At 63.4% G+C, this 26,017-nt stretch carries 19 protein-coding genes; 7 read left to right on the top strand and 12 right to left on the bottom strand.

Going from position 1 to position 26,017, the window contains the following annotated elements; all coding sequences use genetic code 11:
* The first annotated feature begins 6 nt into the window (after window positions 1-6).
* Window positions 7-1,212: an acyltransferase family protein gene (locus ACP7D4_RS20415; protein WP_426101972.1), complete on the top strand. Its 1,206-nt coding sequence runs from the start codon at window positions 7-9 to the stop codon at window positions 1,210-1,212.
* A gap of 49 nt (window positions 1,213-1,261) precedes the next feature.
* On the opposite strand, the gene ACP7D4_RS20410 is transcribed toward ACP7D4_RS20415, so the two are convergent.
* The 4 genes from ACP7D4_RS20410 to ACP7D4_RS20395 form a co-directional block, all read right to left on the bottom strand.
* Window positions 1,262-2,497, bottom strand: coding sequence for a DUF1565 domain-containing protein (locus tag ACP7D4_RS20410; protein WP_426101970.1), 1,236 nt, complete (start codon window positions 2,495-2,497; stop codon window positions 1,262-1,264).
* Window positions 2,498-2,542: 45 nt separating this feature from the next.
* Entirely contained in the window at window positions 2,543-4,828 is a 2,286-nt protein-coding gene (locus ACP7D4_RS20405) for a polysaccharide biosynthesis tyrosine autokinase (protein ID WP_426210992.1), read from the bottom strand.
* 16 nt (window positions 4,829-4,844) lie between these two features.
* The gene (locus ACP7D4_RS20400) at window positions 4,845-5,960 is read right to left on the bottom strand and encodes a polysaccharide biosynthesis/export family protein (protein WP_426101966.1); all 1,116 of its coding nucleotides are present in this window, start codon (window positions 5,958-5,960) and stop codon (window positions 4,845-4,847) included.
* 202 nt (window positions 5,961-6,162) lie between these two features.
* Window positions 6,163-7,983, bottom strand: coding sequence for an energy transducer TonB (locus tag ACP7D4_RS20395; protein WP_426210991.1), 1,821 nt, complete (start codon window positions 7,981-7,983; stop codon window positions 6,163-6,165).
* A gap of 242 nt (window positions 7,984-8,225) precedes the next feature.
* Here ACP7D4_RS20395 and ACP7D4_RS20390 point away from each other — a divergent pair, with 242 nt between their 5' ends.
* From ACP7D4_RS20390 to ACP7D4_RS20375, 4 genes are all read left to right on the top strand, one after another.
* Window positions 8,226-8,726, top strand: a complete 501-nt coding sequence (locus ACP7D4_RS20390) for a flavin reductase family protein (RefSeq protein WP_426210989.1) — start codon at window positions 8,226-8,228, stop codon at window positions 8,724-8,726.
* A 45-nt stretch (window positions 8,727-8,771) separates the two neighbouring features.
* A complete protein-coding gene (locus tag ACP7D4_RS20385) occupies window positions 8,772-10,127 on the top strand; it encodes an MBL fold metallo-hydrolase (RefSeq protein WP_426210988.1) in 1,356 nt (451 codons plus the stop codon).
* Window positions 10,128-10,166: 39 nt separating this feature from the next.
* Entirely contained in the window at window positions 10,167-10,853 is a 687-nt protein-coding gene (locus tag ACP7D4_RS20380) for an SOS response-associated peptidase (RefSeq protein WP_426210986.1), read from the top strand.
* Window positions 10,854-10,980: 127 nt separating this feature from the next.
* Entirely contained in the window at window positions 10,981-11,343 is a 363-nt protein-coding gene (locus tag ACP7D4_RS20375; RefSeq protein WP_426101956.1) for a hypothetical protein, read from the top strand.
* A gap of 7 nt (window positions 11,344-11,350) precedes the next feature.
* On the opposite strand, the gene ACP7D4_RS20370 is transcribed toward ACP7D4_RS20375, so the two are convergent.
* Window positions 11,351-12,202 (bottom strand): PA4780 family RIO1-like protein kinase, encoded by an 852-nt coding sequence (locus tag ACP7D4_RS20370; RefSeq protein ID WP_426101954.1) that lies wholly within the window; start codon window positions 12,200-12,202, stop codon window positions 11,351-11,353.
* A 125-nt stretch (window positions 12,203-12,327) separates the two neighbouring features.
* On the opposite strand from ACP7D4_RS20370, the gene ACP7D4_RS20365 reads away from it, so the two are divergent.
* A complete protein-coding gene (locus tag ACP7D4_RS20365) occupies window positions 12,328-12,480 on the top strand; it encodes a hypothetical protein (protein WP_426210985.1) in 153 nt (50 codons plus the stop codon).
* Between the two features lie 8 nt (window positions 12,481-12,488).
* The gene (locus ACP7D4_RS20360; RefSeq protein WP_426210983.1) at window positions 12,489-13,793 is read left to right on the top strand and encodes a hypothetical protein; all 1,305 of its coding nucleotides are present in this window, start codon (window positions 12,489-12,491) and stop codon (window positions 13,791-13,793) included.
* Window positions 13,794-13,811: 18 nt separating this feature from the next.
* Here the strand turns inward: ACP7D4_RS20360 and ACP7D4_RS20355 are convergent, their stop codons facing one another.
* The 7 genes from ACP7D4_RS20355 to ACP7D4_RS20325 form a co-directional block, all read right to left on the bottom strand.
* On the bottom strand, window positions 13,812-14,564 hold the full coding sequence (locus tag ACP7D4_RS20355) for a YfaP family protein (RefSeq protein WP_426210982.1): 753 nt from the start codon (window positions 14,562-14,564) through the stop codon (window positions 13,812-13,814).
* A 14-nt stretch (window positions 14,565-14,578) separates the two neighbouring features.
* Window positions 14,579-16,279, bottom strand: a complete 1,701-nt coding sequence (locus tag ACP7D4_RS20350; protein WP_426210980.1) for a DUF2300 domain-containing protein — start codon at window positions 16,277-16,279, stop codon at window positions 14,579-14,581.
* A 4-nt stretch (window positions 16,280-16,283) separates the two neighbouring features.
* A complete protein-coding gene (locus tag ACP7D4_RS20345; RefSeq protein ID WP_426210978.1) occupies window positions 16,284-20,873 on the bottom strand; it encodes an alpha-2-macroglobulin family protein in 4,590 nt (1,529 codons plus the stop codon).
* Between the two features lie 20 nt (window positions 20,874-20,893).
* A complete protein-coding gene (locus ACP7D4_RS20340; protein ID WP_426102331.1) occupies window positions 20,894-21,532 on the bottom strand; it encodes a DUF1175 family protein in 639 nt (212 codons plus the stop codon).
* Between the two features lie 23 nt (window positions 21,533-21,555).
* Window positions 21,556-23,151, bottom strand: a complete 1,596-nt coding sequence (locus ACP7D4_RS20335) for a DUF2138 family protein (protein WP_426210976.1) — start codon at window positions 23,149-23,151, stop codon at window positions 21,556-21,558.
* 637 nt (window positions 23,152-23,788) lie between these two features.
* Window positions 23,789-24,067, bottom strand: a complete 279-nt coding sequence (locus tag ACP7D4_RS20330) for a hypothetical protein (RefSeq protein WP_426101942.1) — start codon at window positions 24,065-24,067, stop codon at window positions 23,789-23,791.
* Between the two features lie 169 nt (window positions 24,068-24,236).
* Window positions 24,237-25,859, bottom strand: coding sequence for a chitinase (locus tag ACP7D4_RS20325; RefSeq protein ID WP_426210975.1), 1,623 nt, complete (start codon window positions 25,857-25,859; stop codon window positions 24,237-24,239).
* Window positions 25,860-26,017: the final 158 nt, after the last annotated feature.

Below are 26,017 nucleotides of genomic sequence, written 5' to 3'. Positions count from 1 at the left end.
GCTTGCATGGACGCCGCCGCCCTGCCTCGTTTGCGCCTGCGCTTGCGCCTGCTTTCTGAAAAAGAGCGCGGCAACGATTCCTGGCACCTCATCCTGATCGCGGCCGTGCGCGGCCTGGCCGCGCTGCAGGTCGCCGCTGCGCACCTGCGCTCCGAATTTTTCCCCAGCTTGCGCAGCCTGGACCATCCGGCACTGTGGTATCAGGCATTGTTATTTTTTACCGGCTTTGCGCACCAGGCGGCGCTGGTGTTTTTCCTGATCAGCGGCTACCTGGTCGGCGGCAGCCTGCTCGACAAACTGGACCAGCCGGATGCCCTGAAGCTGTACGCGATAGACCGCATCACGCGCCTGTGGACGGTGCTCATTCCCGCCTTCGTGCTGATCCTCGCCTTTGGCATCGTCACCGGCACGCTGGCGGCGCGCCACGCCGATTTTGCGCCCGCCAATCCCTATTCGGTGGCCGCGTTCGCCGGCAACCTGGCCGGTTTGCAAACCATCAGCGTGCCCCCGTTCGGCAATAATGCACCCTTGTGGAGCCTGTCCTACACGAGCTGGTATTACCTGCTGTTCCCGCTGCTGGTGCTGTGCGTGCGGCCCGGGCGCGCCGGCAAGCGCCTGCTGCCGGGCGCGCTGCTGCTGCTCGCCGCGCTGTGGCTGCCCTCGCCCATCGTGCTGTACTTTTCCCTCTGGCTGCTGGGCGCGGGGTTTTCGCGCGTGCGCCTGGAATGCACGGCCCTGACCCGGGTCGTCCTGCTGGCGGCGCTGGGAACGCTGTGCGTCACTGGCCGGCTCACGGGAAGCAATGAGGGCTTGAGCACGGCATCTTACCCATCCTGTCTGCTGCTCAGCGTGCTGTTCCTGCTGTTCCTGTCCAGCACCGTGATCAAGCCCAATCCGGATGCGCGCTTGCTTGCACCGCTGCGCGCCGCGGCACATTGCTTCTCGCGTTTTTCGTTCACGCTGTATGTGGTGCATCTTCCCGTGCTGGGCATGCTCGGCTGGCTGGGCGTGCACCTGTTTGACAAGCGCCAGCTGGCCCCCGACAGCCCGGCCAACCTGGGCATGTACTGCGCGATGCTGGCCATGATGGTGCTGTTTGCTTACGGCTTTTACCGGCTGTTCGAGGCGCGCACCTGTCAGGGTCGGCGCTGGCTGAAGGGCATGCTGTCCAGTACGCCGCTACCGAACCGGCGCGCGGCAGTGGAACGCTAGCGCGAGGCCGGCTGGCCGCTTTGGACTGATCATCTAGCGCTGGTAAGCTTTAGTGCTGGTAAGCGCCGATATCGAAGCCGGTGGCCGCATTGCGCGGCTTGCCGTCAAAGTCGAGCGCCGGTGCATAAGTCGCGCTTGCCTTGCCGATTGCCGGCGAGGCGCCGGTCAGATGCAGATCCGGCGTGCCCGTGCGCGTATAGCGCGCAAAGCCGGGCGGCGCGCCAACATCCTTGGCCGCCACCAGGCCATTGTTCAGGCGGTAGTTGTAGGCGGGGTTTCCATACACTAAATTATTGCTGTAGCGGTTTGCCTTGCCGGTGGCGCCCTGCTCCGAAATGCCCATCACATTGTCGTACACGATGTTGTTGACCACGACAGTGTGATTGTTGCCGCCGGACGTAAAGTAAAAGTCGCCGCCGCCGACAATGATGCCGGTATGCGATGACGTCACTGTATTGTTGGCGATGATCACATTGTTCGCGTCGTGCCACAGGTGGATTGCCCCTTCCGCCACGCGATACACCACGTTGTTGGCGACCCTGCCCGATGTCGAAAGGTAAATGCCATGGATAAAGCGGCATCCGAGCGGACCGATATCGTGCACCAGGTTGCCGATGACCTCGCTGTCGACGCCGCGGTAATAGCTGTCTACGCCGATCGCCGAGCCACCGGCGCCGGTGCAGGGAACGGTTTTGGCGATGTGGTGGATCCAGTTATGCTTGATCAGGTCGAACGAGCCGCCGTTGTAAATGCCGTGCAGCCAGTGGACCCCGCCCTGCGGTGCGCTGCCATCGATCTGAAAGCCGACGATATCGACATAGCTGCCGCGGTTGTCCCAGGCGGTGTCGTTGACCGACACGGCCGGCGGCACGATACGCGCCCCCCACTTGGTGCTTGACACAAAGGCGATGCGCGCATCGGCGGTGCCGCTAACGGTGGTTTTAAAGCCGCCGGCATACGTGCCCCGCGCAACGTACACCGTTGTGCCCGGCAACGCTGCGCGCGCGGCCCGGGCGATGCTCTGGAACGGCGCTTCGATCGTGCCGGGATTGTTGTCCCAGCCATTTGGGGCGACATAATAATTGGTGAAACTGGTGAAATTGGTGAAATTGGAGGCTTTGGCGGCCGGGCTGCGCGGCGGCTCGTCCAGCCCGCGCGAGGCCGGCGCATCAATCCTGTGCGGCATGGCCGCCTCGATGTTCGCGCACAGCAGTTCGTTCTCGGCGCGCTGGCCGGCCGTCGCGACGCACAGGCCCAGCAAACAGGTGCAGGCAGCCAGACACACGTCAGGTTACCTCTTGTTGCCATCCAGATTGCGCGGTTTGCGTGCTCAATCTTCGTGGCCCAGTTGCGGCACGTGGCCGTACTGGAAATGGTAGGTGTAGCCCCCCAGCCGCAGCGGCGTGTCGTTGAACACCACGCCTTGCGGAGAAATGCCGGCGTGGTTCAGGCGCTTGACCGATTCGGTGATCTCGCCTTCGGTCGTCACGCCCGCGCGCGCCAAAATAAACACCGCGCCCACGTGCGCACCAATGATCAAGACGTCGGACACGGCCAGGATAGGCGGCGGATCGATCACCACCACGTCGTACTGGTCGCTCACGGCGTCGAGCAAATTGGCAAAATTGAGATGTTGCAGGAACTCGGCGCGGTTCGGCGGCAGTGCTCCGGTGGGAATGAAGTCCAGGTTTTCCAGCACGCGCCGATGGATGATGTGTTCGAGTGGCATGGAACCGGAGATACCCTTGGTCAAGCCCTGTTCGCGGCTGACGCCAAAATAGCGGTGCAAGTGGCCGTTGCGCAAGTCGGCGTCGATCAATAGCACGCGCTTGCCGCTGGCGGCCAGCACGGCGGCAAAATTGGCCGACAAGAACGACTTGCCCATATCGCGCCCGGGCCCGGCGAACATCACGATATTGTTTTTCAGGTGCGGCATGGCGAACATCAGCGCCGCGCGGAAGCTGCGCAAGCTTTCGATGGCGATATCCTCGGGAAAGGCTTGCGCCAGCAGCGGCAGGTAGCCCGGGGTATTGCGCGCCTTGCGCAGCAAACGGTCCTGGTTGCTGCTGTGCGGAATGCTGGCGTACACGACGCGCGCGCCCAGCAAGCGTTCGATGCGTTGCGGATCGTCAATGCCGCCGCTCAAAGCCTTGCGGGAAAACGCGATCAGCGTGCCCAGGAACATGCCCGTCACCGCCGCCAGCACGACAATGAGCGGGCGATTCGGTTTCAGCGCTTGTTCGGGCGCCATGGGCGCGTCGATCAAGCGCACATTGCTCACGCGTCCCACGGAAATGAGGCGCAGTTGTTGCGCGGTATTTGACAGTGCCGTATACAAGTCGGTATTGACCTTGATTTCGCGCACCAGGCGCGCCTCGTCCTGCTCGAGCACGGGCAGCGTCTTGATGCGCTTGGCCACGCTGTCAATTTCGGCGTCCACTTCGCGCCGCTGGCGGTCCAGGCCAATGACGATGGGATGGTCTTCGGTAAAGCGCGTCAGCAGCTCGGTCTTTTTCTGGTTCAGGTCGAAGCGCCGGGTTTGCGCCGACGCCGCTTGTTGCAGGCTCATGCGGGCTTCCTCGCGCATGTCGATGGTGCCGTGGCTGTTGCGAAAGTTATTGTATTTCTCTTCCGATTGCTCGAGCTGGCGTTTGAGCGCCGGCAGCTGTTCATTGAGGAAAGCGAGCGACTTTTCCGCTTCCTCGGTCTTGCGGGCCAGGTTCTGGCGCATGTATTCACGCCCGATTTCGCTCAGCAGGCTGTTGATGCGCTGCGCATCGTCGCCTTGCAGCCGCACTTCGATGATGCCCGACTGCTTGCCCTGCTCGGTGATGACCATCGCCGTCTGGATCCGTTCGATGGTGCCCAGGCGCGAGCTGCGCTTGAGCGTGAACTGGGCGCCGCTGCGCGCGTCGAGCCGGTCGATGCGCAATTCAATGTTGCCCCCGCGCGCGGCGGCCTTGAGCGTGGTGCCGACAATGCCCTCGTAGATCACTGGCAGCCCCGCGCCGCCCAGCAAATAGCGCCCGTCGCCGCGCGTGGTGATGGTAAATTCGCGGTTCAGCCATGCCTCGGGAATGTCGAACACCGACACGTCTGCCCGTTCCGGTCCCCACACGTAACCGCCATAGCCAAAAATGCCGGGTTCGGATAGCTCGGTGGCATTACGGTTGGCAAACCAGAATCCCACCACGGGAAAATAGCGCGGACGCACGTCGACGAATAGCTGCAAGTTGTCGACCGCATGCGAAATGACCATGCGCGAGCGCAGCAGTTCCATCTCGGCGATCGCCGCCTTTTTGGTCTCGAACAGCGACGACACTTCGGACAAAATGTTTTTCGACGCGTTCGGGCTTTCCTCTTCAACGTGGATCATCAGGTTCGCTTCGTACACGGGACTGGCGATGAGCGCATACACGATCGCCATGGCGGTGAGCAGCAGCGTGACGGTGCCGATCAGCCAGCGGCTGTCGTACAGGATATTGAAGTAGCCCTTGAGGTCGATATCATGCCCGTCACGCTCGACATCTTGCTGGTGTCCCGCCAGCGGCATTTGCAGCATCGGCACATTGTGCTGGATGTTCGATAGTTGGTGCGGTTCGCCAGGGTGGTTCATGTCAGTTCCTTGGGTTTCAGGGACGCGAAACGCCGATTGCCTGCGACAGGGCGCCGGGAAAAATCATTGAGAGATTGCGTTGCCAGTTGGCCAGTGGCGAGGCGGCCACGTAGACCAGGTCCTTGGGATGCAGCTCGAACGCTTCGGCCATGGCCAGCGCCCCGCTGCGGCGCGCGTCGAGCTGGTACACGTGGGTGCCGTCGATGCCCTTGCGCACCACATACACCTGGCGCGCGTCGCCCGTTATCGGACTGATGCCGCCCGATTCGCCCAGCGCTTCATTGAGCGTCAGGCGCCCGTTGTGCATCGTGAGCGCCTTGGGGGTGACCACTTCGCCCGAGACGAACACCTTGCTTTCCTCGCGCGAATGAACCCGCACCACGTCGCCGTGGGCCAGCAAAATGTTGCCCGGATTGATGCCCTTGGCCACCAGCGCGCGCAGGTCGATCATGTAGCGCACGTCGCCGCGGTCGAGCGCAATGCGGCTCTGGTCGGCCGTGGGCAGCATGCCGCCGGCGCGGTTGAGCGCTTCCATCAGCGTCATGGGAATGTCGTTGATGGCTTGCAGCCCGGCACTCTTGACTTCGCCGTCGAGGTAGACGCGCTTGCTGCGGTAAGCCTGCACCCGCAGCGTGACGTTGGGCTCGGCGATGTACTTGGCCAGGCGCTTGGTCAGCAGGCTGCGCGCCTGCTCCTCGGTCAGCCCGGCCAGCGTGAGCACGCCAGCGAACGGGAACTGCACGCGCCCTTCGTGGTCTACTACAAAACCGGGCGCCGGCGCCGACGGGGTGGAGGTGTCGGCCATGTTGGCGCCGGCGGCGGCGCCCTGCCCGGCCAGTTCGGGGTGGTCCCACACCACGATCGACAACACGTCGCCGCGGTCGATGGTGTAGGGCGGCGGATCGCCCACCATCAGGTGCTTGATGTTCTGGTTGATGCGCTTTTCGCGCTGTAGCTGGTCGGCCTTGATCAGCTCCTCGGTAATTTGCTCCGTGGCCGGGCCGCCGACATTCTCGGACACCCCGGACCTGCCGCCCACGACATGGCTGGCGCACCCGGCCAGACCGGCAAGAACGGCGCACAAGGCCAGGGCGGCGCCCTGTGTACATAGATGACGCGAAAAAGTTTTCATGATGGTTGCCAATCTAAACACTGTCTGATCCAGAGTAAGGGACGCCCACCGGCTCGGCTTTGCCGCATATCAAATGGGGAACGTGCCGAACGGGACCGCTATTACCGGCATGGCGATGGCAAGCAAGGGAGGGTTGTAGCGAGCTCAGGCATAGCTGTGCTCTTTGCGTTTAGTCAAGCTCGGTGCTGCGGACGATTGCCCGCTAGCGCACTTCTTCCATCAGCTTGAGCGCTTCGTCGAAGCGCCACACGCGGCGAATGTCGATCACATCGTATTTTTGCGCGATGGCCGGCGGGAACGGCGAGTAGCGCGCGTTGACGCGCACAATGCGGCGCACCGCCTCGTCCATGTCGGCGCGTCCGCTCGAAGTGATAATCGTCACCTCTTCCACCGAGCCGTCGCTGCGCACGGCAACGCTGACCAGGGGATCTTTCTTTTCCTCGTCAACCCAGTTGCGCGAAAAGTTCACGGAAGCATTGCGCTCGATTTTCTGGCGCCAGCTTTCCACGTACATGCGCAGTGGCAAATCGCGTTCATTGGCGCCGACCGCAACGCGCCGTCCATCGCGCGACCGCGGCCCGGGAGGATCGCCGCTCAGCACGTCGATGCCCTTGACCAGGTCGCGCGCGCGATTAGCCAGGTCGCTGCCCAGCATGTTGCGGGGAATCTGACCGGTCGCGCCTGAACCGCCGAGTCCGGCATTGCGGCCGCCGGTGCCGGCGCTGCCAGGCTGCAAGGCGTCGCGGTCGCGCCCTGCCGACTGCGCAGCCTGCCGCTCGGCGCGTTCGCGCTCGCCGCGTTGTTGTTCCCGTTTCTGCTGTTCGGCACGTTGTTGTTCGAGCTGTTGCTGTGCGTTCTTTTGCTGTTCGAGCTGTTGCTGTGCGAGCTTTTGCTGTTCGATCTTTTGCTGAGCAATTTTTTGCTGTTCGATCTTCTGCTGTTCGATCTTCTGCTGTTCTATCTTCTGCTGCTCCGCATGCAACTGTTCCGCTTTCTGCTGTTCGACCCGTTGCTGTTCAAGCTTTTGCTGCTCTGCACGCAGTTGCTCCGTTTTCTGCCGCTCCACACGCAGCAGTTCGTTCTGTTGTTGCTCGACGCGCTGCTGTTCCAGTTTTTGCTGTTCAACGCGTAACTGCTCGGCTCTCTGCTGTTCGGCTCTCTGCTGCTCGCTCTTGTGCTGCGCGGCCTTCTGTTGCTCCTGCTTGAGCTGTTGCTCCTGCTTGAGCTGTTGCTCCTTCTGCTCGCTTTGCTGCTGCGCCAGTTGCTGCGCCTCTAGCAACTTGCGGGCATCCTGCTCCATGGCCGCCTGGCGCTTCTCCAGTTGCGCCGCCTGCGCGGCCGACTCCGCCGCCGCCACCCGTGCTAGCTCCTCGGCCAGCCTGGCCGCTTTCGCATCTTCTTCCGCCTTGGTGCGTCCCGCTTGCGCGGCCTCGGCTTTCAGGTCGGCGGCGCTTTGGGCGTCGCCATCGTCGTCGCCCAGTTGCGCATCTTTGATATCGACGGTTTTTTGCTCTGCTTCCTCAGGCCGTACGAGCGGGACCGTAAATTCATTTACGGTTGCATCCTGCGCAATGACCTTGGTCGCTGCCTGCAGCATATCGTGCGCCGGCAACGGCGGGCTGATGCGGCGCGCGCGACGCGGCGCATCTTTCCTGACCTTGGGCCTGGCCTTGGCCGGTGGTGCCGGTGGTGCTGGCAGCGGCTCGGCGGCCGGCACCGGATCAACCAGCCGCATGCCTGCCACCGGCGCGGTCGCGGCTGGCGGCGCTGGCGGCGCTGGCGGGGAATCGGGTAGCGCGGGCGGCAACGGTTCAGGCGGCATGGGAGCGGGCGCGGGCTCGGTTGCGGCAATACGCACTGTTAAAGGTGAAGGTGGCGCCGTCGCGCCCGACATCCCCATGCCCGGCACGCCGAACTGCAGTAGCAGCACAATTGCGTGCAACAGCAGCGACGCCAGCAAGCCGCCCAAAAGGCGGCGGTCGGCGCGGTCGGCCGCGTCCGGCGGCGACGCGCCCAATGTCATGCGGCCGTCTCCTTGCGCTGGCCTGCCGGTGTCACCATTGCTGCCTTATGAGTTGAGGGTAAGCTTGTGAATTCTAAGCGAAAAGATAGCGTACGGTTGACTTTATCGTTGATGTGAATACAGCAATGAAAAAGTGCGCGCCGCGCGATGGCAAACGCGCCGGGGCGATTGTTTTGAATCAAGACCAGCAAACGGGCCGCCTTTAGTATGGATTGAACTCCACCCATGCATGCAGGCTTCCCATGTCCGCTCCCACGGCGTGCGGCTCGGCTCCCGAGTTCGCCACCAAGCAATTTCGCCAGGCCCTGTCCCAGTTCGCCACCGGCGTTACCGTCATCACCGCCCGTCAGGCCGACGGCGAGCCGATCGGGGTCACCAGCAATTCCTTCAATGCCGTCTCGTTCGAGCCGCCGCTGGTGCTGTGGAGCCTGGCGCACGCGGCCGGCAGCATGGCCGGCATTGCCGCCGGCGACGGTTACGTCGTCAACGTACTCGCCGGCGACCAGATCGAGCTGGCGCAACGCTTTGCTCTTGCCGACCCTGGCCTTTTCGGGGCGCTGCCGTTCGCGCTGTCGCGCCGCGGCCTGCCCATCTTGCCCGGCTGCGTGGCGTGGTTCGAATGCCGCCACCGCAGCCGCTACACCGAAGCCGAGCACGTCATTTTTGTCGGCGAGGTCGAATCCTGCCACTCCCATCCGCAACGCACGCTCGGCTTTCACCGCGGCCGCTTCATCGCCCTCTGAGATTCGAACCACGCCATCTGCCCACCTCTACGAACGGATGCGATCATGCCCACCAATGCGCTAACTTTCCTCAACCACGCATGTTTTCACATCGCCAACGACAGCACCTTGCTGCTGGTCGATCCATGGCTGGAGGGCGCGGTATTCCACCATGGCTGGACCCTGCTCGACAATGCCACCTCGAACGCCGCCGTGGTGCGCGACCTGAACACGCGCAAGCTCAATACCTATATCTGGTTTTCTAACGAACATCCGGATCACTTTTCCGTCTCCTTTCTCAAAAAGCTCAAGCAAGACTACGCCGGCAAGGCCACCATCCTGTATCAAAGCACCAAGGACAAGCGCGTACTCGCCTTTCTCAAAAAAAATGGTTTTGACGCCATCGAATGCGCACCCGGCGCTGTCATGAAACTTGACGCCAGCATGGACATCACGGTCTTCCCCTACTCCGACGGCAACTCGTTTTGCCTGATCCGTTCGGGCGGACGCACCGTGCTCAACGTGAACGATTGCGCGCTCGCCAGCGCTGGCGCCTGCCGCGCCGTCAAGAGCGCCATCGCGCCGCTGGCGCCGCAAATCGACTTTCTGTTTACCCAGTTCGGTTACGCCAACTGGGTCGGCAACCCATTCGAGCCGGGCCTGCGACGGCGCGCCGCAGCCGACCGGCGCACGCGCATCAGCTTGCAAATGGCGTGCTTTAAGCCGGCGCTGACAATCCCTTTTGCCTCCTTCGTCGCCTTTTCCAGCATCGAAAACAGTTACCTGAACGACTATCAAAATTCGGCCTACACCATCCGCCAATGGTCGAGCCTGTCGGCCTCAACCGAGACCGTGCGCTTCATGAAGCCGCGCGACGTGCTCGACCTCGACAGCGCAACCCCGGCCAGCACCGTGCGCATGAGCCAGGCCGCCGTCGACCATTGGGAAAGCTTGGGCGACGCCCCGCGCGAAGTACTCCCGGCCGAGCCGCAGGCCAGCGTGGCCGACGTCGCCGGCGCCTTTGCCAGGCACCACGCTGCCGTATGCGCCAACCTGCCCGGCTTGCCATGGCTGCTGGAAAAACTCGGCCTGATCAAGCCGCTCACCATGTACATTCCCGACATCGCCCTCACCGCCCGCTTTTCCTACATCAACGGCTATCAGCAGGTGCCAATCGGCACCTCGTTCGATATCTCCATGAGTTCGCCAAGCGCGGTCTTCCTGTTCAGCAATGAATACGGTTTCAGCACCACCTTCATCAACGGCCGCTTCCGCACTGCCAGTCCGGATGCACTGCAGCGTTTCGGCCGCTTTTTCATGCCGCAAAACCTGGGCCGCCAAGGCTACGGCATGCGCCACCCTTTCGCCACGGCCGGTCATTTGGCCGGCAACGTCCTTGGCCGCCTGCGCGCCAGTGCTTGAATGGTCGTGCAGTGCCCAAAAACCGGTAAAATTGGCGCCATGTGCGCAAACTATACCCCCAGCAAATGCGAAGCGTTCAGCCACCATTACGGGCTCGATCGCGGCATTTTCGACCATCCCGCCGAATCGTTTCCCGGCTATCTCGCGCCTGTCCTGCGCGAGTCGCGCGACGTGGCAGGCAGCATGGAATGCATCCCGGCCGTGTTCGGCATGGTGCCGCACTGGGCCGAGATGAAGCTGTCGCGCCAGACCTACAATGCGCGCACCGAAACGGTGGCCACCAAGCCATCGTTTCGCAACGCATGGCAGCGCAATCAATTTTGCATTGTTCCTGCTGAAAATTTTTACGAACCTAATTATGAATCGGGCAAGCCGGTACGCTGGCGCATCGCCCACGCCGACGCGCGGCCGCTGAGCATTGCCGGGATCTGGGAGTGGAAGGCCAACGGGCCGGGCGACTTGCCGGTGCTATCGTTTTCGATGCTGACGATCAACGCGGACGGCCATTCCTTGATGAGCCAGTTTCACAAGCCGGGTGACGAGAAGCGCATGCTCGTGCTGTTGGAACCTGATCAGTACCAGGGCTGGCTGGAAGGGGCGCTGGTGAATGACCCGGCGGTCTACGCGCCTTATCCCGCAGAGCGGCTGATTGCCGTGGCCGACCCGATGCCGCCGCGCGGCAAGGTGAAAGATGCGCAACCGTCGCTGGATCTGAAGGCTGCATAAGGGGCCAAACCAACGGCGAGCAAAGCTGCTGCATGGCGTGTTGTCCTACAACGCGCCCTCTCCTGCGCCTATTCCGCCGATGTTTCCTCTGGCCTACTATGGATGCTCTTATTCAAAGAGGTCCACCATGTCAAACCATGAGCAATCGATTGGCGCAGAAAACAATCAACCGGTTGACGGTATCGCGGGCAGCAATCCTGGCACCCAGCAGCCGAGCGGCGCGCACGTGGATGCCGGCAACGCCGGTGCAGATGCCGGGCAGTGCCGGGAAATCGCCCCCGAATCGCCACGCGGCCAGAATGGCGTCGGCGCTGTCCGGCCCTCCGGCATTACCGGCGTGATGGGTTCGGTCAAGCGCGCCCGCCATATGCTCGCCGGCCAGGTCGACCATATCGGCTGGGCAAGTCACTACAACGGTTCGCTGTCGCGCGCTGGCCAGCGCATCAGCGTCAAGGTCGGCTGCGGCTCGCCAGGCGCACGCGCCGCCTGAAGATTAATTAACTGTCGACCGTCATCTGGTAGGTGACGCGCTCGGCTTCTTCCTCGCGCGCAAGCGCAATTTCGCGCATCACGGCGCCCACATCGGCCGGCACATCGGGCAGCGCGACGATGCCCGTCAAGGGCGTCTCGGGCGTCAGCAAACCCGCCTCGTACAAATGCCATATCTCCTTGCCGTACTGGCTGGCTGCCAGTTCCGGCACCGTGGCCGAGAAGAACGTTGCCAGATTCGTTACATCGCGATCCAGCATCGACGCGGCCACGCTGCTGCCGGCCGCATCGATAGCCTGCGGCAAGTCGATGATGACCGGCCCTTCCGCATCCACCAAAATATTGTATTCGGACAAGTCACCGTGGATGACTCCGGCGCACAGCATCAGCACCACCTGGCGCAGCAAGGCTTTGTGATACGCCAGCGCCAGTTCGCGCGTCAATTCGACGTCGTTCAGGCGCGGCGCGGCATTGCCGTCGGCCCCGGTCACCAGTTCCATCAGTAGCACACCCTCAAAGCAGACGAAAGGCGTCGGCACGCGCACGCCCGCCGCCGCCAGCCGGTACAAGGCTTCGACTTCCGCGTTTTGCCACACCTCCTCGGCCATCTTGCGTCCGTATTTGGTGCCCTTCTCCATCGCCCGCGCCTGGCGGCTGTTCTTCACGCGCCGCCCTTCCTGGTAAGCGACCGCCTGGTGAAAGCTGCGCTTGTCCGCTTCCTTGTAGACCTTGGCGCAGCGGATATCGTCGCCGCAGCGCACGACATAGACGGTCGCTTCCTTGCCGCTCATCAGTTGACGCATGACCTCATCGATCAAGCCTTCTTCGACCAGCGGGACAATTCGTTTAGGGGTTTTCAATGGGGGGAACTCAGTTGATGAATAGCACGAGCCGAAGTGTATGAGAAAAGCACCCGATTGGCAATCGAGTTCATTGTATAAATGTTAATATAGACACCATTCCAACCGAGCGCAGCAGCTATCCCATGACCTCACTTTACTACCGCCCTTCCGGCCGTTTTTCGCCCACGCTCTTGCCGCGCCTTGTCGTGACGTCGCTGGTGGCCGTGCTGTTCGCATGGCTGTACGCGTATGGCGCGCTGCATTTTCACGCGATCATCCGGTTTTTGCGCCGCTGATATTTACCGTGATTATGATCGGCTCCGGCGTGTTCCTCTGCAAACAAGCGGACGTGCGCAATCCCGTGCTGATGTTTTGCCTGGCCTTATTGCTGACCATGTTTGCATGGTACTGCCACTGGGCGTTCTGGGCCGCACTGTCCGCGCCGGTCGGAAAAGATGCGTGGCAAAGCGCCATGGATTACCTGGGCAACCCGGCAGCCTTGTTCGCCGTCGCGAGCGCGCCGCAGCGCTGGACAGGCGCCAACCTCGCCGGCGCCATCGCCGAATTTGCCATGTTCGTCATCGTCCCGGCCTTTATGGCCCGCAGTGCGGCGCGCGATCCGTTCTGCGAAACCAGCAAGACGTGGGTCAATGAAGAAAAACCAGCGGGCCGCTTTGGCCCGATTGCCGACGCCGACACGGCGCAGTTTATCCGTGCGCTGGAAGCCGATCCGGATCGCTTTCTGGAGTTACTGCCGCCGTATTCGACCGGGACGGCGCACTACACCAGCCTGGGCATCTATTTGGCGCCAGGCGGCAAGGATGCATGGCTCACGATCCGCAAAGAAAAAGTGAAATTCGTCGATGGCAAGCCAAACAACACCTGGAAGGAAATGGTGACGCATGTGCGCATTTCCCCGGCGAGCGCGCAGCAAGCCCGAACTGCCGGCGCCGTCGAAGTGGACAACGTTCAGGAAGCGCCGACCCCGGTTGAACTGGAAGCAGCACTGGCCGCAATGCAGGCAGGCCAGTTTGAAAAGGCGCTGGCCGGGGCAAGCGGTTTCACGGGCGCTGCCGATATTGCGCTGCGCACCGACGCCAACCGCCTGTGCGCGATCAGCTGCTCGCAGCTTGCCAAGTGGCCGCAGGCCGCCGCCTATTTTGAAGCGGTGTTCGCCACCGAACGCAGTGCGCACAACGCCTTGCAGGTAGCCACGAGCACAGTCATGGCGGGCGCGCTAGCACAAGGCGAGCGATGGTTTGCAACGGCCAAAGCGGTCAATGAAGATACGGGTGACGTGAGTTCCATCCTCCTGCATACCAACTTCATCAGCGCACTGAAACAAGCAGGCTTTATGACCGCGGCGCTGCCCTACATGGAATGGGTGAAGCAAGTGTATGAAGCGGCCCACAGCACCGACGCAACCTTCCTGACGCTGCGCGGCGTGCCGTTCTTCGAATCGTTCCTGGACCAGAGCGCGCCAGTGGTGGATGCGGCCATGAGTGGCGCGCAGGCTAACGCGTGGTATGCGTCCATGCTGGCGCATATCGACCAGGACGGGCAGGACACGCTCAATGCATGGCTGGGGCAGCGGGCCGCGACGGAATAGCCTCCCAGGCCCTGCCTCTCACGGATACATGAACGACTTCACCAGCGTCAGCTCCCCCGCCGCCCGCAGCGGCACCCTGAACATCTGCTGGCGTTCATTGGGCGTATTCTCGTTGGCGATGATCGTCACCTGCGCGATCGTCACCAGCTCCTTGGTCTCGCCGCTGCCGAAATAATTCACATACACGTGATACATCCCCTTGGCCGGCGCGGGACTGGAAAAAATCTCCGGCCCGTAGCCGGTCGTCACGTCCACGTCGAGCGCGCCGCCATTGTTCATCACGCGCTGGCCGTACCAGGCGTGCTGGCCATCGGGCGCGATCACGTGCAGGTCAATGTCGGTGCCGGGACTGTCCCACGACAGCACCACGCGCAAGCGCGCCTGCGTCTTGCCCGCATACGACTCGATGAACTGGCCGCGCGCGCGCGACTGCCCGTCGGGCGAACGCACTTCGACGCTGTTCGAATTGCGTCCGAATGCGTACGGCCGCTCGTAGCGGCCCTTCTCATCGAGCTCGATCGGCATCGGCACGCCGTTGACGATCAACAGACCGGGCTTGCCCTTGGCCGCCCCCGCAATGCGGCCGCGAATCTGGGCGCTTGCGCTCTGGCCGTCCTGCATATTGACCGACGCGGCGGGATAGTTCACGCGCTGCGTGTACTGCTCCTGCTGGCCGGCCGAGTTGCGCCAGCCGTTCACCGGCGCCTCGATCCTGGTCTGGGCCAGCGCCGATTGGGACAGCAGCAGTACGGGGATCAACAGTATTTTCATGATTGCTTTCGGCGTCATCGACGCGAGTCCAGGTTCACATCGACCAGCCGGCGCGCCAGCTGTTCGACCAGTGTTTCGTCCTGCCCGCGCGGATGGTTGCGCAGGCCCAGGTGTAAAAATTCGTGCGCCAGCGTGATGCGGTCTTCCCGCGTCACCAAGCCGCGCACGAAAATCCGGTTGCGCGACTGCTCCGAGAACGGCATCCCGGCCGCCAGCTGGCACACTGCGGGCAGCTGCGGCGGCGTTTCATACCCCGCTTCGCGGCGCAATGCGCGCTCCCAGCGCGGCACCTCGCGCGCCAGCCACGCTTCGGCGCCGGCCAGGCGCGTGCACTGCAGCGCACCCACGCCGCCCAGCGTGCCAAGTTCGGCGCGCGGATAGACGGCGGCCAAAATCTCGTCGAAGCGGCGTCCCTGGCGCGCCTGCTCCAGCGCGGCTGACCACGCCATCGTATCCTTGCCCGGCGTCGTCGAGTGGTAGCGCACGTTGACGCCGGCCAGCACCAGCTGATCGGTCCACTGCGCCACCGCGCGCGCCGCGGCCGTGGCCGGATTGGGACTGACCCGCTGCGTGGCGCTGCTGTCGGCAATGCGCTGGCAGCCATCCTTCCACGTCGCGTTTTGCTGCAGGTAGGTGCGAATGGCAACGGCCAGCGCCCGCGCCGCCTGCGGCTCGGCGGCGCTGCCTTCGCGGTCAATCACGCGCGCCACGTATTCGTTCACGCCAAAGCGGCCGCTGACCTGGGCGCGTCCGTGCGCGTCGCGCCCCAGCGCCAGCTCGCCCTGGCTAAACAGCGCCAGGCTGCGGCCATTTTCAAACTGCACCACGTAACGCCCGTTCAGCGTACCCGGTACAGCTGCCACGCCGCCCGCTTCCACGCGCTTGAGCGGATAGCGCGCAAAATAGTCGACCAGCACGCAACCGGCATCACGCGCCGGCGCCGACGCCGGCAGCACCGCCGCCAGGCGCGGCGCCCACTTCTGCAAGACGCTGTTGCTGGTTCCCGCACCGCCAAACCACACCGGCGTGCCGTCGGCCAGCCAGCCGGCCGCGCCCCCGAAGCGCTCGGTCGGTCGCTTGGCCTCGTGCCATGAAAATGTCTTGACCCGCAAGCGCGCGCCGAACCAGCCAACCGTGCTCGCGCCGCGCGCACCCAGCACCACGCGCAGCAGCGCGGCTTGCGCCTCGACCCGGCCTGCCGCCGGCACGCTGGCCAGCGCTTGCAGCAGGCTGCGCAGCGTCACCAGGCGCTCGGGCGTCAGGCGCGCAGGGTCGGCCAGCCAGTCGGTTTCGCCGCTCGGGGCGTGGCCCAGCCGCTCGGTCCAGTAGTCGCGCCACGGACGGCGCGCCAGCATCAGGCGCGCGGGCGCGAAGAACAAGCCGCACGACTGCGCCAGCGCCGCGTCGCGCGCGATGCTGCCGCCCTTGTCGCAGCAATACACTTCTTCATGCGGCGCTTTGCCGGTGCATGTGTAGTCCGGCGTGGGCAGTTTGCGCTCCACCGCGTGCACGTACACGAACAGCTTCCACAGGCTCCCCAGCGGCACCAGGCGGGCGCCGTCAAAGGCTTGCGCGCGGCTGCTGCCGTCTTCGTTGATGCGCCGCGCCGTCAGCGCGCCCTCCTGCCACCACGCCACGTCGAGCGTGTCCGCGCACGCCGCGGGGGCGTGGGCACAGGCGAACCAGGCCAGCGCCAGCAAAAGCGAAGCGCGCATCGCTTTACTCCACGCGCATGCTGCGCACGGTCTTGCCTTCGTTTTCCAGCGCTTTTTTGTCGGGCTGGTACATGCGGTAAAAACGCGCCGGCGGCAGTACGTACTTGCCCTTTTGCGAAAAGCGCACCAGGTGGCGCACGCGCTGCGGCTCGCTCAGGGAGTCCACCGGCACCGAATAGCCGTCGCGCCGTTCGGCATGGCTGGCGCGTTCCAGCGACTCTTTCTCGCCCAGCAGCTTGATGCCCCAGGTGCCCGCTTCCACCGACGCGCCAGGCGGCAGTGGCACGTCGAGCATGCCGAAGAAGTAGCTGGCTTTCGCGCTCGGCGTGAGTGTGATTTCGTCCAGATACAGCGCATCGGTGCGCAGCGCGTCGCCGTCCTTGACCAGCGTGCCCTTGTAGCCGTCCGGCTCCTGCGTGAGCAGCAGCAGGCGGCGCGCCACCTGCACCGGCAGCGCGTGCACTTCGGTCACGCTGCTTTCATAGCGCACTGTCGCCACCGCACCCGCTGGTGCGGCTTCGGCCAGTTGCAGCTGCTTTGGCCCGCCTGCGGCGCCCCGCCACTGCCATAACTGCTGGCCGAACATGCTGGTGTTTTCAAGCCAGGTACCGGACGGTTTGAGCGCCAGCGACCGTGCGGTGCGCGGCGAGGCAAGCTTTTTCTGGATCCAGACCAGCGTCATGGCGCGATCGATCGTCGGCATGTCGGACCGCACGGCGCCCAGGATGGCGTCCGCTGACGTGACGGGCGCCTGCCCGGCCAGCATCAGCAGCGCCTGCGGCATGGGCGCGGGATGGGCCTGCAGCGTCGCTACGGCGGCCGCCACGGCGCCTTGCAGCTCGGGCGCAAGCGGCTGCTCGGCCTTGCTGGAGATTACCGACAGCAGCACCAGCGTGAGCGCGTTGGCGTTGGCGTCTTGCGGCGCCATCAGCATGCTGCTGGTCGGCGCCAGCGGCGCGCTCTTGCCGGCCAAATTCATCTTTGCCAGTTCGTCGGCCAGGCCGGAAGCGAGCGTCTTGACCGGCAAACCCATCTCCTGCGCCATCCACAGCGTCAGTGCGCGGTGCAGCAAGGGCTCCTTGATGCCATTCTTGGTATACACGGTCAGCAGGTTTTGCCAGTGCTCGGCCGGCAGTACAATGCCCAGTGCGCGCGCCGCATACCAGTCGCCGTAATAAGCGTAGGCAGTCATCAAGGCATTGCCTTCGGCGGCATTGCCCCACCAGCCAAAGACGGCGGCGGGACCGGCCATCGATACCAGGCGAAGGCGTTCGGACTGCAGCGCGTTTTGCAGGCGGTCGCGCATCGGATCGGCGTCAAGGCCCACGCTTTGCAGCGCCAGCGCCAGCGGTATCAGGCGGCTGGCGGTTTGCTCCACGCCGCCATACGGATAGTCGATCAGGTCGTCTGCGATGCGGGCAAAGTGATTGGCCCCGCCCTGCGCGAAGGCGACGCGGATATTGCGCGCGTCGGCCGGCAAGGCCAGCGCGGCGACGGCGCCGTTCAAGGGCAGTTCCAGCGAGCGCGGACTGTTCCAGCCTTGCGGCAAAAACTCGATCTGGGTGTCGAGCATGTCGACCACGACGGCGCCCCGCTTGACTTCGAGGTGCATCGGTCCGCCGCCGCGCGTCAATGCAAAGTTGATGTAATTGACGCCGCGCCTGGCGTGGGTCTTCTGGGTTTCCACGACGCCGCCGCCACTCAAGGTCACTTCCAGGTCTTGTTCGCCCGCGGTCTGGTTGAACAGCGCAATGGCAGCTTGCGGCGTGTCGCCGGCGCGCAGCCAGGTTGGTGCGGTCCACTTGGCGTAGAAGTTTTTCTCGGAGCGCACGTACCCGGTGCGCTGGCCCACGCGGCCCTGCGCATCCATCGCGCGCCCCGTGATGCGCCAGCGCGTGAGCGAATCGGGCATCTTGAAGCTGACCTGCACGCGGCCGGAGGCGTCGGTCTTCAGGCTTGGCGCCCACAAGGCCGTGTCGATATTGTCGCGCCGCGGGCGCTCGAGCACTTTTACGCCGCGTTCATTGTAGTTGTGGCGCGCCGGTGCGCCGGCGGTGCGCCCGGCAGCCAGGTCGAAGCTGATGAACGACAGGCTGGCCGTGGTGCGCACGTTGTTGCGGCGCGGGTGGTAAAAAAAGTCGCCGATGTCCGGCGCAATCTCCGGTTGCAGCACGTAGATCATTTCGTCCACCACGCCCAGCGCGACCAGAGTCGAGACGGGTTTGCCGTCAAGCTGCGCGGTGACGTCGAGCGTGACCTTTTCGCCCGGCTGGTAGACTTCCTTGTCGGTCTTGAAGGTGAGCGCGATGCGCGGTTCGATGATCTGCAAGCCCGCGTTCTGGAACACGAAGTCGCCCTGGCGCGTGTACGCCACCGAGAACATGATGTTCGGCCCGTACTCGTCCTTGACCGGGATTTTTACGCGCCACTGGTTGGGCGCCACGCGCTTGGGCACGATCCAGTCGGCGCCGCCGCCCAGCAGGCCCACTTGCTCCACCTTGTCGCGCTCGAGCGTAAGCAAAGCCTGGTCCACCGGGTCCGAGAACGTGATCAAGGCTTCGGCCGTTTCGCCGGCGCGATAGCGTTCGCGGTCAAGCACGATCTCGATGCTGCCCGGCGTGCCTTTCAAGCCCTCGCCCGCCACCCAGTGGCTGGTGGAGGCAACCATGGTGCCGTTGGCGTCGCGCAGGCTGATCTGGTATGACCCGGGCGCGGCAAAGGGCAGGTCCCAGGTGGCTTTGCTGCCGTCGAAAGAACCTTCTGTCTTTGTCTGCTTTTCAAGAAGAATCATCTCCCACTTCACGGGTTTTGGCCCAGGAACACCTTCCGGCGTCACGCTAAAGCGCACGGTCTGCCCGGGCGTTGAAAAGCGCGTCTGCGTGCTCAGGCGATACTGGCTGGCCGAGCGCTCGATCAGCAGTTCCTTGGTGCCCTTGACGCGAAAGGCCGCGCCGTCGGAAGCGAGCGCCGTCAGGATGTAGCGCGACGGCTCCTTCGCCTCGGGCAGCGTAAAGTCCACATTGCCGCTGCCGTCGGTGTCGAGCTCTTCGCTCTTCATCTCGACCGGGAAGGCGCCGGAATAAAACAGTTCGCCTTCGACCATGCTGTTTTGCTGCGCGCGCAGCGTCAGCGCCACGCTGGCGTTGGCCACCGGCTTGCCGTCCGGGTAGCGCAGTTCGATGCGTCCCTTGACCTTTTCACCCGTCTTGAAGTCGGTCTTGGCCGGCACGATGTTCATTTCAAAGTGCGGCTTGACATATTCGGCCACCCGGAAGGCGGCGCCGTATGGCGTTTCGCGGTAGGTAAAGCGCAGCTCATAACCGCCGGCGGTGGCAATGGCGGGCAGCTTGAAGCGCGCCTCGGCGCCGGTGTCAGCGTTCAGTTGCAGCGTTTGCGTCAGCAAAGGCGTGCCGTTCGGGTCGAACACGGTCAGCACCAGGGGGGACGCCGCAGCGCTTTGCGACACGCGCGCGCTGGTAAATTCACGCGCCATGAACTTGACGTTGACAACGTCGTCAGGCCGGTACAGCGGGCGGTCGGTCACCGCGTAGATCTTGGTGTTATAGATTTCGCTGTCGTAGTAAAAATTCTCGGACACGAACACGCCGCCCTTGCTGTCCTCGCCCATCACGTAGGTGTGTTCAGGACTGCCGCGCTCAAGGCTTGCCACGCCGTTGGCCGCCGTGCGGCCCGACTGCAACACGCCGCTGCCGTCGGTCCACGACACGTCCACGCCCGGCACCACGGCGCCGTTGTCGCGGCGCGCGGTCCACACCAGCATTTGCTGCGACGAGACCTTGGTCACGGCCATGGTGTCGGACACGAAAACCAGCGTGGTGGCGCGGTGTTCGCCGATGATCGCTTCCACCAGGTACAGGCCCGGTGCGCGTTTGCCGACCGGTATCATCAAATTGCCGGCGCCGGCCACGGTCCATTCGCTGCTCGAGCCTTCCAGCTTGACTTCTTTCGGCGCCTTGATCGGTTCGGCCTGCCACAGCGGATAGCGGAACTGCTCGACCAGCTCAAAACCCTTGAGCGGCTTGAACTGGCGCTGGTTCTTGAAAACGGTAGGACGGCGGATCGCTTCATTGGTCGCCAGCGCGGGTTGCGCATCGGTGACGGCCAGGCGCGCTTCGGCCGTAAACAGCCGGCGCCATGCCAGACGCGATTTTTTCCACCAGCTGTCCCACAGCATGGAGAGGGCATTCATCAAGCCTTCGCCCTGGTAGTTGGCAGTGACGTCGACGCGGTGCAGGTTGCGCTGCTTTTTCAAAAATTCAAGCGGCTGCGGCACGCGGTAGACCATGATGTCGACGCCGCCGTAGCTGGCAAGGCCGGCGCGCGCATTGTCGCGGCCCGGCACTTCAAGGCGCACGCGCGCCACGTCGGCGCTGCCATAGGCCGCGTCCGAGAGTAGGAAGAACGGCTCGCCCTTGAACGGCGTGTAATTGCTGGCGTCTGGCTCGCGCGCCGGCTCAGGCGCGGATGCCTTTTCAGCCGCCGGCGGCGGCTGTTGGGCCGGTTGCGCGTGCGCCGGCGGCATGGCCGCCACCAGTGTGGCCAGCAGCAGGACGCTTGAGAAGATACGGTTCATACGAGGGTTCATGATCAAGTTCATGATAAAAACGCGAGCCGGAATATGCCGGCGAAGTTGGGATTGTCGACCGCTGGTTGCCACCGCGTGTCCTTCCAGGTTTTAAGTTGTTGAACGCCCACGGAGCGCAGTCCGTTGTCGATGGATGTCACGGTGCCGGTGTGGTACGCGATGCGCGACCCCATCCACACCATCAAGTGTTGTTCGTCGCCCTGATCGAAAAACAGCAGGTCGCCCGGTTGCGCCTGCGTCAGTTCGCGCGCGATGAAGCGGCTGTTGTGGTGCACCAGCGCCAGCGCCGAGACGTAATTGCCGACCGCGCCGCCGGTCTGCACCCAGCGGTTGCGCAGTGTTGCCTGCAGCGGCGTGAGTTCCAGTTCGGGCGGCAGCTGGCGGTCCGTGCCGATGCCGTTTGCGCGCAGCCATCTGGCGTCGTGCACGGTGAGCGCTTCGTTCACTGCAAAGCGCACCAGGCCGGCGCAGTCGCGGTGCTGCCAGCGCGGCGACGGGCCCCGCTCGACCTGGGCGCTGACGATGCGCAGCATCCAGGCCTGGAAGGCGCGCGTTTGCGCCTGGTCCAGGCGCACGCTGGCATCGGGCGCGCCGGTCAGCGCGCGTGCATGCGGCAGCGCGGCGCAAGCGGCCAGCGCCAGCAGCATGCGGCGACGGTGCGTCAATCCGGTCACCGGTCCAGCGCTTGCCACTCGACGCTCTGCCACGCGGCGCCGCTTTTCGGCAGCGACTTGAGCACCAGGCGGTAGGGCGGATATTTTTTCAATGCGTCCAGGCGCGGCACCAGGTGCACGTCGGCGGCGGCGCGCAGTACCGGTTCGCGGCTGGTCGGCAGCGCGTCGAAGGTCTCCTTGCGGATCAGGTCCGACAGCGACGATGGCGCAATCAGGCCGACGGTACGGCTGGCGTCGTCGAGCCGGTCGGCAATGGCCGGCGACTGTTTGCGGCCCACGGCCAGCGCCAGCTCCACCAGTGCGGCGTCCGGCGAAAACAGCACCGTCTGGCCCTTGATGGCGAGTGTCGGCGTTTGCTCGCCGATGGGGGTGGTCACGGCGCGCTGCCACAGTGTTTCGCCGCTCTTGCCCGCGCGCTTGCTGACGGCGCCGGCGGCCACGTTGCCCACCGCTGCCGTGTAGAGCGCACCGAGCAGCTCGTCGCCGGAGGCGCCCGGCTTGCGGGTGGCCACGATCAGCGGCGTGTACAGGCGCGAGCTGCCGTACCAGCAGACGGCGGCCGGGCCGCTCAGCTGCTCGCCCAGTTTGGACAGATCGGCGTTGGCTTTGTCGCCCACGCGCTTGAAGACCGGCGCCATCGCGGCCCAGTCGGCCGGCAGCGCAAAGCAGGCGGCCGGGTTATGCGGCAGCATCGGCCACAGCGCCTTGTTGTCATAGCCGCCGCTTTGCAGGCGCGCCGCGTCGACCAGGGCCTGCGTGCTCCAGTGGCCTTTGCTGAAGTCGAAGCGCAGCGCCGCCAGCGCGCCAAAAAACGGCTGGTAGCCGAAGGATAAAAAATCGGCCTTGACGGCGACGCTGTGCCCGCTAGGTGCCTGGCCGTCGAGGTGGAACTGCTGGCGCAAGGCCTGGCTTTTCTTGGGGTCTTCTTCGAGCATGTTGGCGACGACGTCGACGGCCTTGCTGTCGGCGTCCTTGCCGTCGGCGCCGCTGTACAGCATGCCCGGGTGCGACAGGATCACCAGGCGCTTGCCGTGCGCGGCAAACAGCAGCGTGCGGTTGGCGCCGTAGGCGAGCGCGTAGACCGGCACCTTGTCGCCGTCGACCTTGAGGCTGCCGGCCACCGTCATCTGGCTGTCCTTGAGCGCGATCTTGCCGCTTTCTTCGAGCAGGCGGGTAAAGCTGCTGCGCGAGACTGCAATGGCGAAGTGCTTGAGCGAGCCGTCGGCGTCGCGCCACAGGGCCACGTCGGCCGGTTCGTCGAGCACCATGCGGATCAGCTGGTCGCCCCACAGCAGTTCATGTTCGTAGGCGATGCGGCGCAGCGCGCCGCTGATGCCGAGTCGGTCTTCATTTTGCTCGTAGTAGAACAAAAAATCTTCGCGCAGCACGTCGCGCGCGAGCGGAATGGTCAGCAGGTCCTTGGGCAGCGACGACAAGCTCTTGGTGACGATCATGGCGTCGGGGCTGGACAGGTCCAGGTGCAGGCCGCTGACCTTGCCCATGCCCTTCCAGCCGAAGACGGCGTAGGCTGCGATCGCGGCGACACAGACGACGCCGCCGGCGGCGATAATTCCCAGCTTTTTCTTGTTCATTGTCTTTGGTGGCTACCCGTTGCAAGTTTCTGACATGATAGCCCAATGTATATATTTGCTAAGATTTTATTTCTGCAACTTTTCATTTTGCGACCTATTCACCACAGAAATGATTTAATATTTGACAATATTACTCAGCCCATCAGGCAAGCCAAATGAACCGTCGGATTTGCCTTCGCACCGGCCAAGCTCACCACGTATATGAGCAAGGTTCACTTTAGCTCGTTCAAATCAACTCTCGTAGGGCGGATGCCAATCCGCCATGCATAGGTGCTGCAACTTTCATGGCGGATTGCATCCGCCCTACAGGCCGTGACTCGTAGGGCGGATGCCAATCCGCCATGCACAGTTGCCGCAACTCTCATGGCGGATTGCATCCGCCCTACGGGCCGTGACTCTCATACGGCGGATGCATTCCGCCATGCACAGGTGCCGCAAGACAGGCGGCGTGGCCGTCGTCAAGTACATGCAGGAAAGTGAGTTGATGGAACTGAAGGATGGGAATGACGAGCCGGCGGGAACGCAATCAAGTCGCTCGACAGCCAGGTCGCGTGAGCACGGCTTGCCAGTGCTACTGCAAGGGAAAAATAAAGCAGCCGGGCACCTGCAGCGTCGATCAGTGCCCGGCTGCCAGCGCTTATTTCTTTTTATCGTCTTTCATCATGTCTTTGTGCTTTGCAGTCATTTCTTTGTGCATCGCTTCCATGTCCTTCATGTCTACGCTTCCGGCACTGTTCTTCTTCATTTTGTCCCACATCATTTCGTGGTGCTTCATGAATTCATCCTTGGAGATCATGCCGTCGCTATTGGCGTCCATCATTTTCATCCCGCCCTCACCCTTGAGGTGATGGTCGGCAAAGGCCGAACCACTGGCGGCGATCAGGATTGCTGCGGAAAACAAGATTACTTTTTTCATCTTACCCCCTTCGTGCAAGCCATTGCTCTCACAATGCGACAGGATGTCTGGCCATGGTGGCAACGGTGACGATAGTGTAAGCCAAAGTGCGCGCCACACCAATGCCGGCCCGGCCACTTTGCCTGTGTATAAAAAGCCCGGCAGAGATCCCGGGCTGTTTTTGGATTGCTCAGGGAAGTGATTTCAAGGTCGTCTTCACTGGCACGGAAAAATTGTAGCCGTCGTGCTTGTCCCAATTGATCGACCAGGTCATCACGCCGCGGAAATCCGGATAGGCTTTCAGCGGCTTGATGGTGCCGCAATTGAGCAGGCGCGTCAGGCACGTGAGCGCGTTGTTGACACTGGCGGCCGTGGTAAAGCCGGAGTTGGCCGAACTCGGTCCGGACGGCACGCCAAAGCCTACCTGGTCCGGACGCAAGCCGGCAAAGGTATTGCCGCCGTAGCTAAAGCCCTCGATCAACATGCGCGCTGTTGCTACCAGTTGATCGGTGGAACCGGCCTTCAAAGCGCCGCTCGCATAGGGCGTGTAGATGTCGCCGTTGTTGTAGTACTGGGGATGAAGGATCGTCAGTTCGCCGCGCAGCGCGTTGATGATGGGAATGTACGCGCCCCAGATCGAACCATAGCTGGTGAAGCCGCCTTCCACGTAGACCCACTCCGGCGCCATGGATAGGTAGAAGCCGGCGCCAACCTTGCCTTTCAGGTTCTTGACGGCGATTGGCAGGTAGGTCTGGATGGCCGCGCCTTGGGCAACGCCATTTTCAAGGTCGAGGTCGATGCCGTCGAACCCGTACTTGACAATGATGGCGTAGAGCGAATTGGTGAAGTTGGTGGCTTCGGCGGTGGAGCCGACAGAGACGGAACCGTTCTGGCCGCCGAGCGACAACACAATTTTCTTGCCCTGGGCTTTCTTGGCCTTGATGTCGGCGATGAATTGGGCTTCGCTGCCGGCGCCTGGATCGACAGTAAAACTGACATTGCCGCCGCCCGCGTTGTCGGCAAAGGAGACGACGATGACGTCCCAGTCGTTACTTACCTGGCTGATCGGATAGGTGTTGCCGCTTGGGTTGGTGAAGTTGTGCCAGTAGCCTACCAGGGCGTGCTTGGCCAAGCCGGTTGGGGTTGGTGTCGGGGTTGGCGTTGGCGTCGGGGTTGGTGTTGGTGTTGGCGTTGGCGTTGGCGTTGGCGTTGGCGTTGGCGTTGGCGTTGGCGTTGGCGTTGGCGTGGTGCAGTTCCCGCTCGCAGACCACAGCGTTGGCGAATCCTTGGGATTCCAATTCGCGCCGACGTGGGCGGTGTGCGTGACCAGGGCCGTGTACGAGACGCCGAGGTAGCTGACCACCTGCCCGGCTGTATAGGTTTTGCCTTCGGCCCACAAGGCACATCCCGCTGGCGGTGGCGTAGGGGTTGGCGTTGGGGGCGGCGTCGGCGTCGGCGTCGGTGTCGGTGTCGGCGTCGGTGTCGGCGTTGGCGTCGGCGTCGGCGTCGGTGTCGATCCACAAGTGCTCGTCACCAGCCACGGTTTGCCGCTGCCTGTTGCGCCATTGTTGGTTGATGGGTTGTCGCCCTGCGTCCAGTAGGCGGCCGTGTAATTTACGCCGGCGTAACTGACGCTTTGTCCGCCTGTATAGGCGGTAGTAGCCACCCATGCTGCGTAGCACACGGTGGTGCTCGCCAGCATTTTGGCTTGTTGAGGCGCTGCAGCGGCGGCGCCGGGCGTGCTACCGCCGCAGGCGACCAGCGAGCCGCCCAGCAGGCCGACAATGAGACTGTTGATGATGGTTCTGTTCAAGAGTGACTCCATAGCGAAAGTGTTGAAAGGCCCGCAGAGCGCGGATCAGCAGGTCGAGCCAGACGACGGTCAACCGGTGCGTGCATCTCTCACTCTTGTCCAAGGGAAAAAAATGACGAGAAAAAAAGCTCGCCATACCAATATAGCACCAATTCAAT

It is taken from the genome of Massilia sp. TWP1-3-3, assembly GCF_049897805.1.
Classification (GTDB): domain Bacteria; phylum Pseudomonadota; class Gammaproteobacteria; order Burkholderiales; family Burkholderiaceae_D; genus Telluria_A.
The sequence above is the reverse complement of the archived record's forward strand: the minus strand, read 5'-3'. Positions and strand labels throughout refer to the sequence as shown.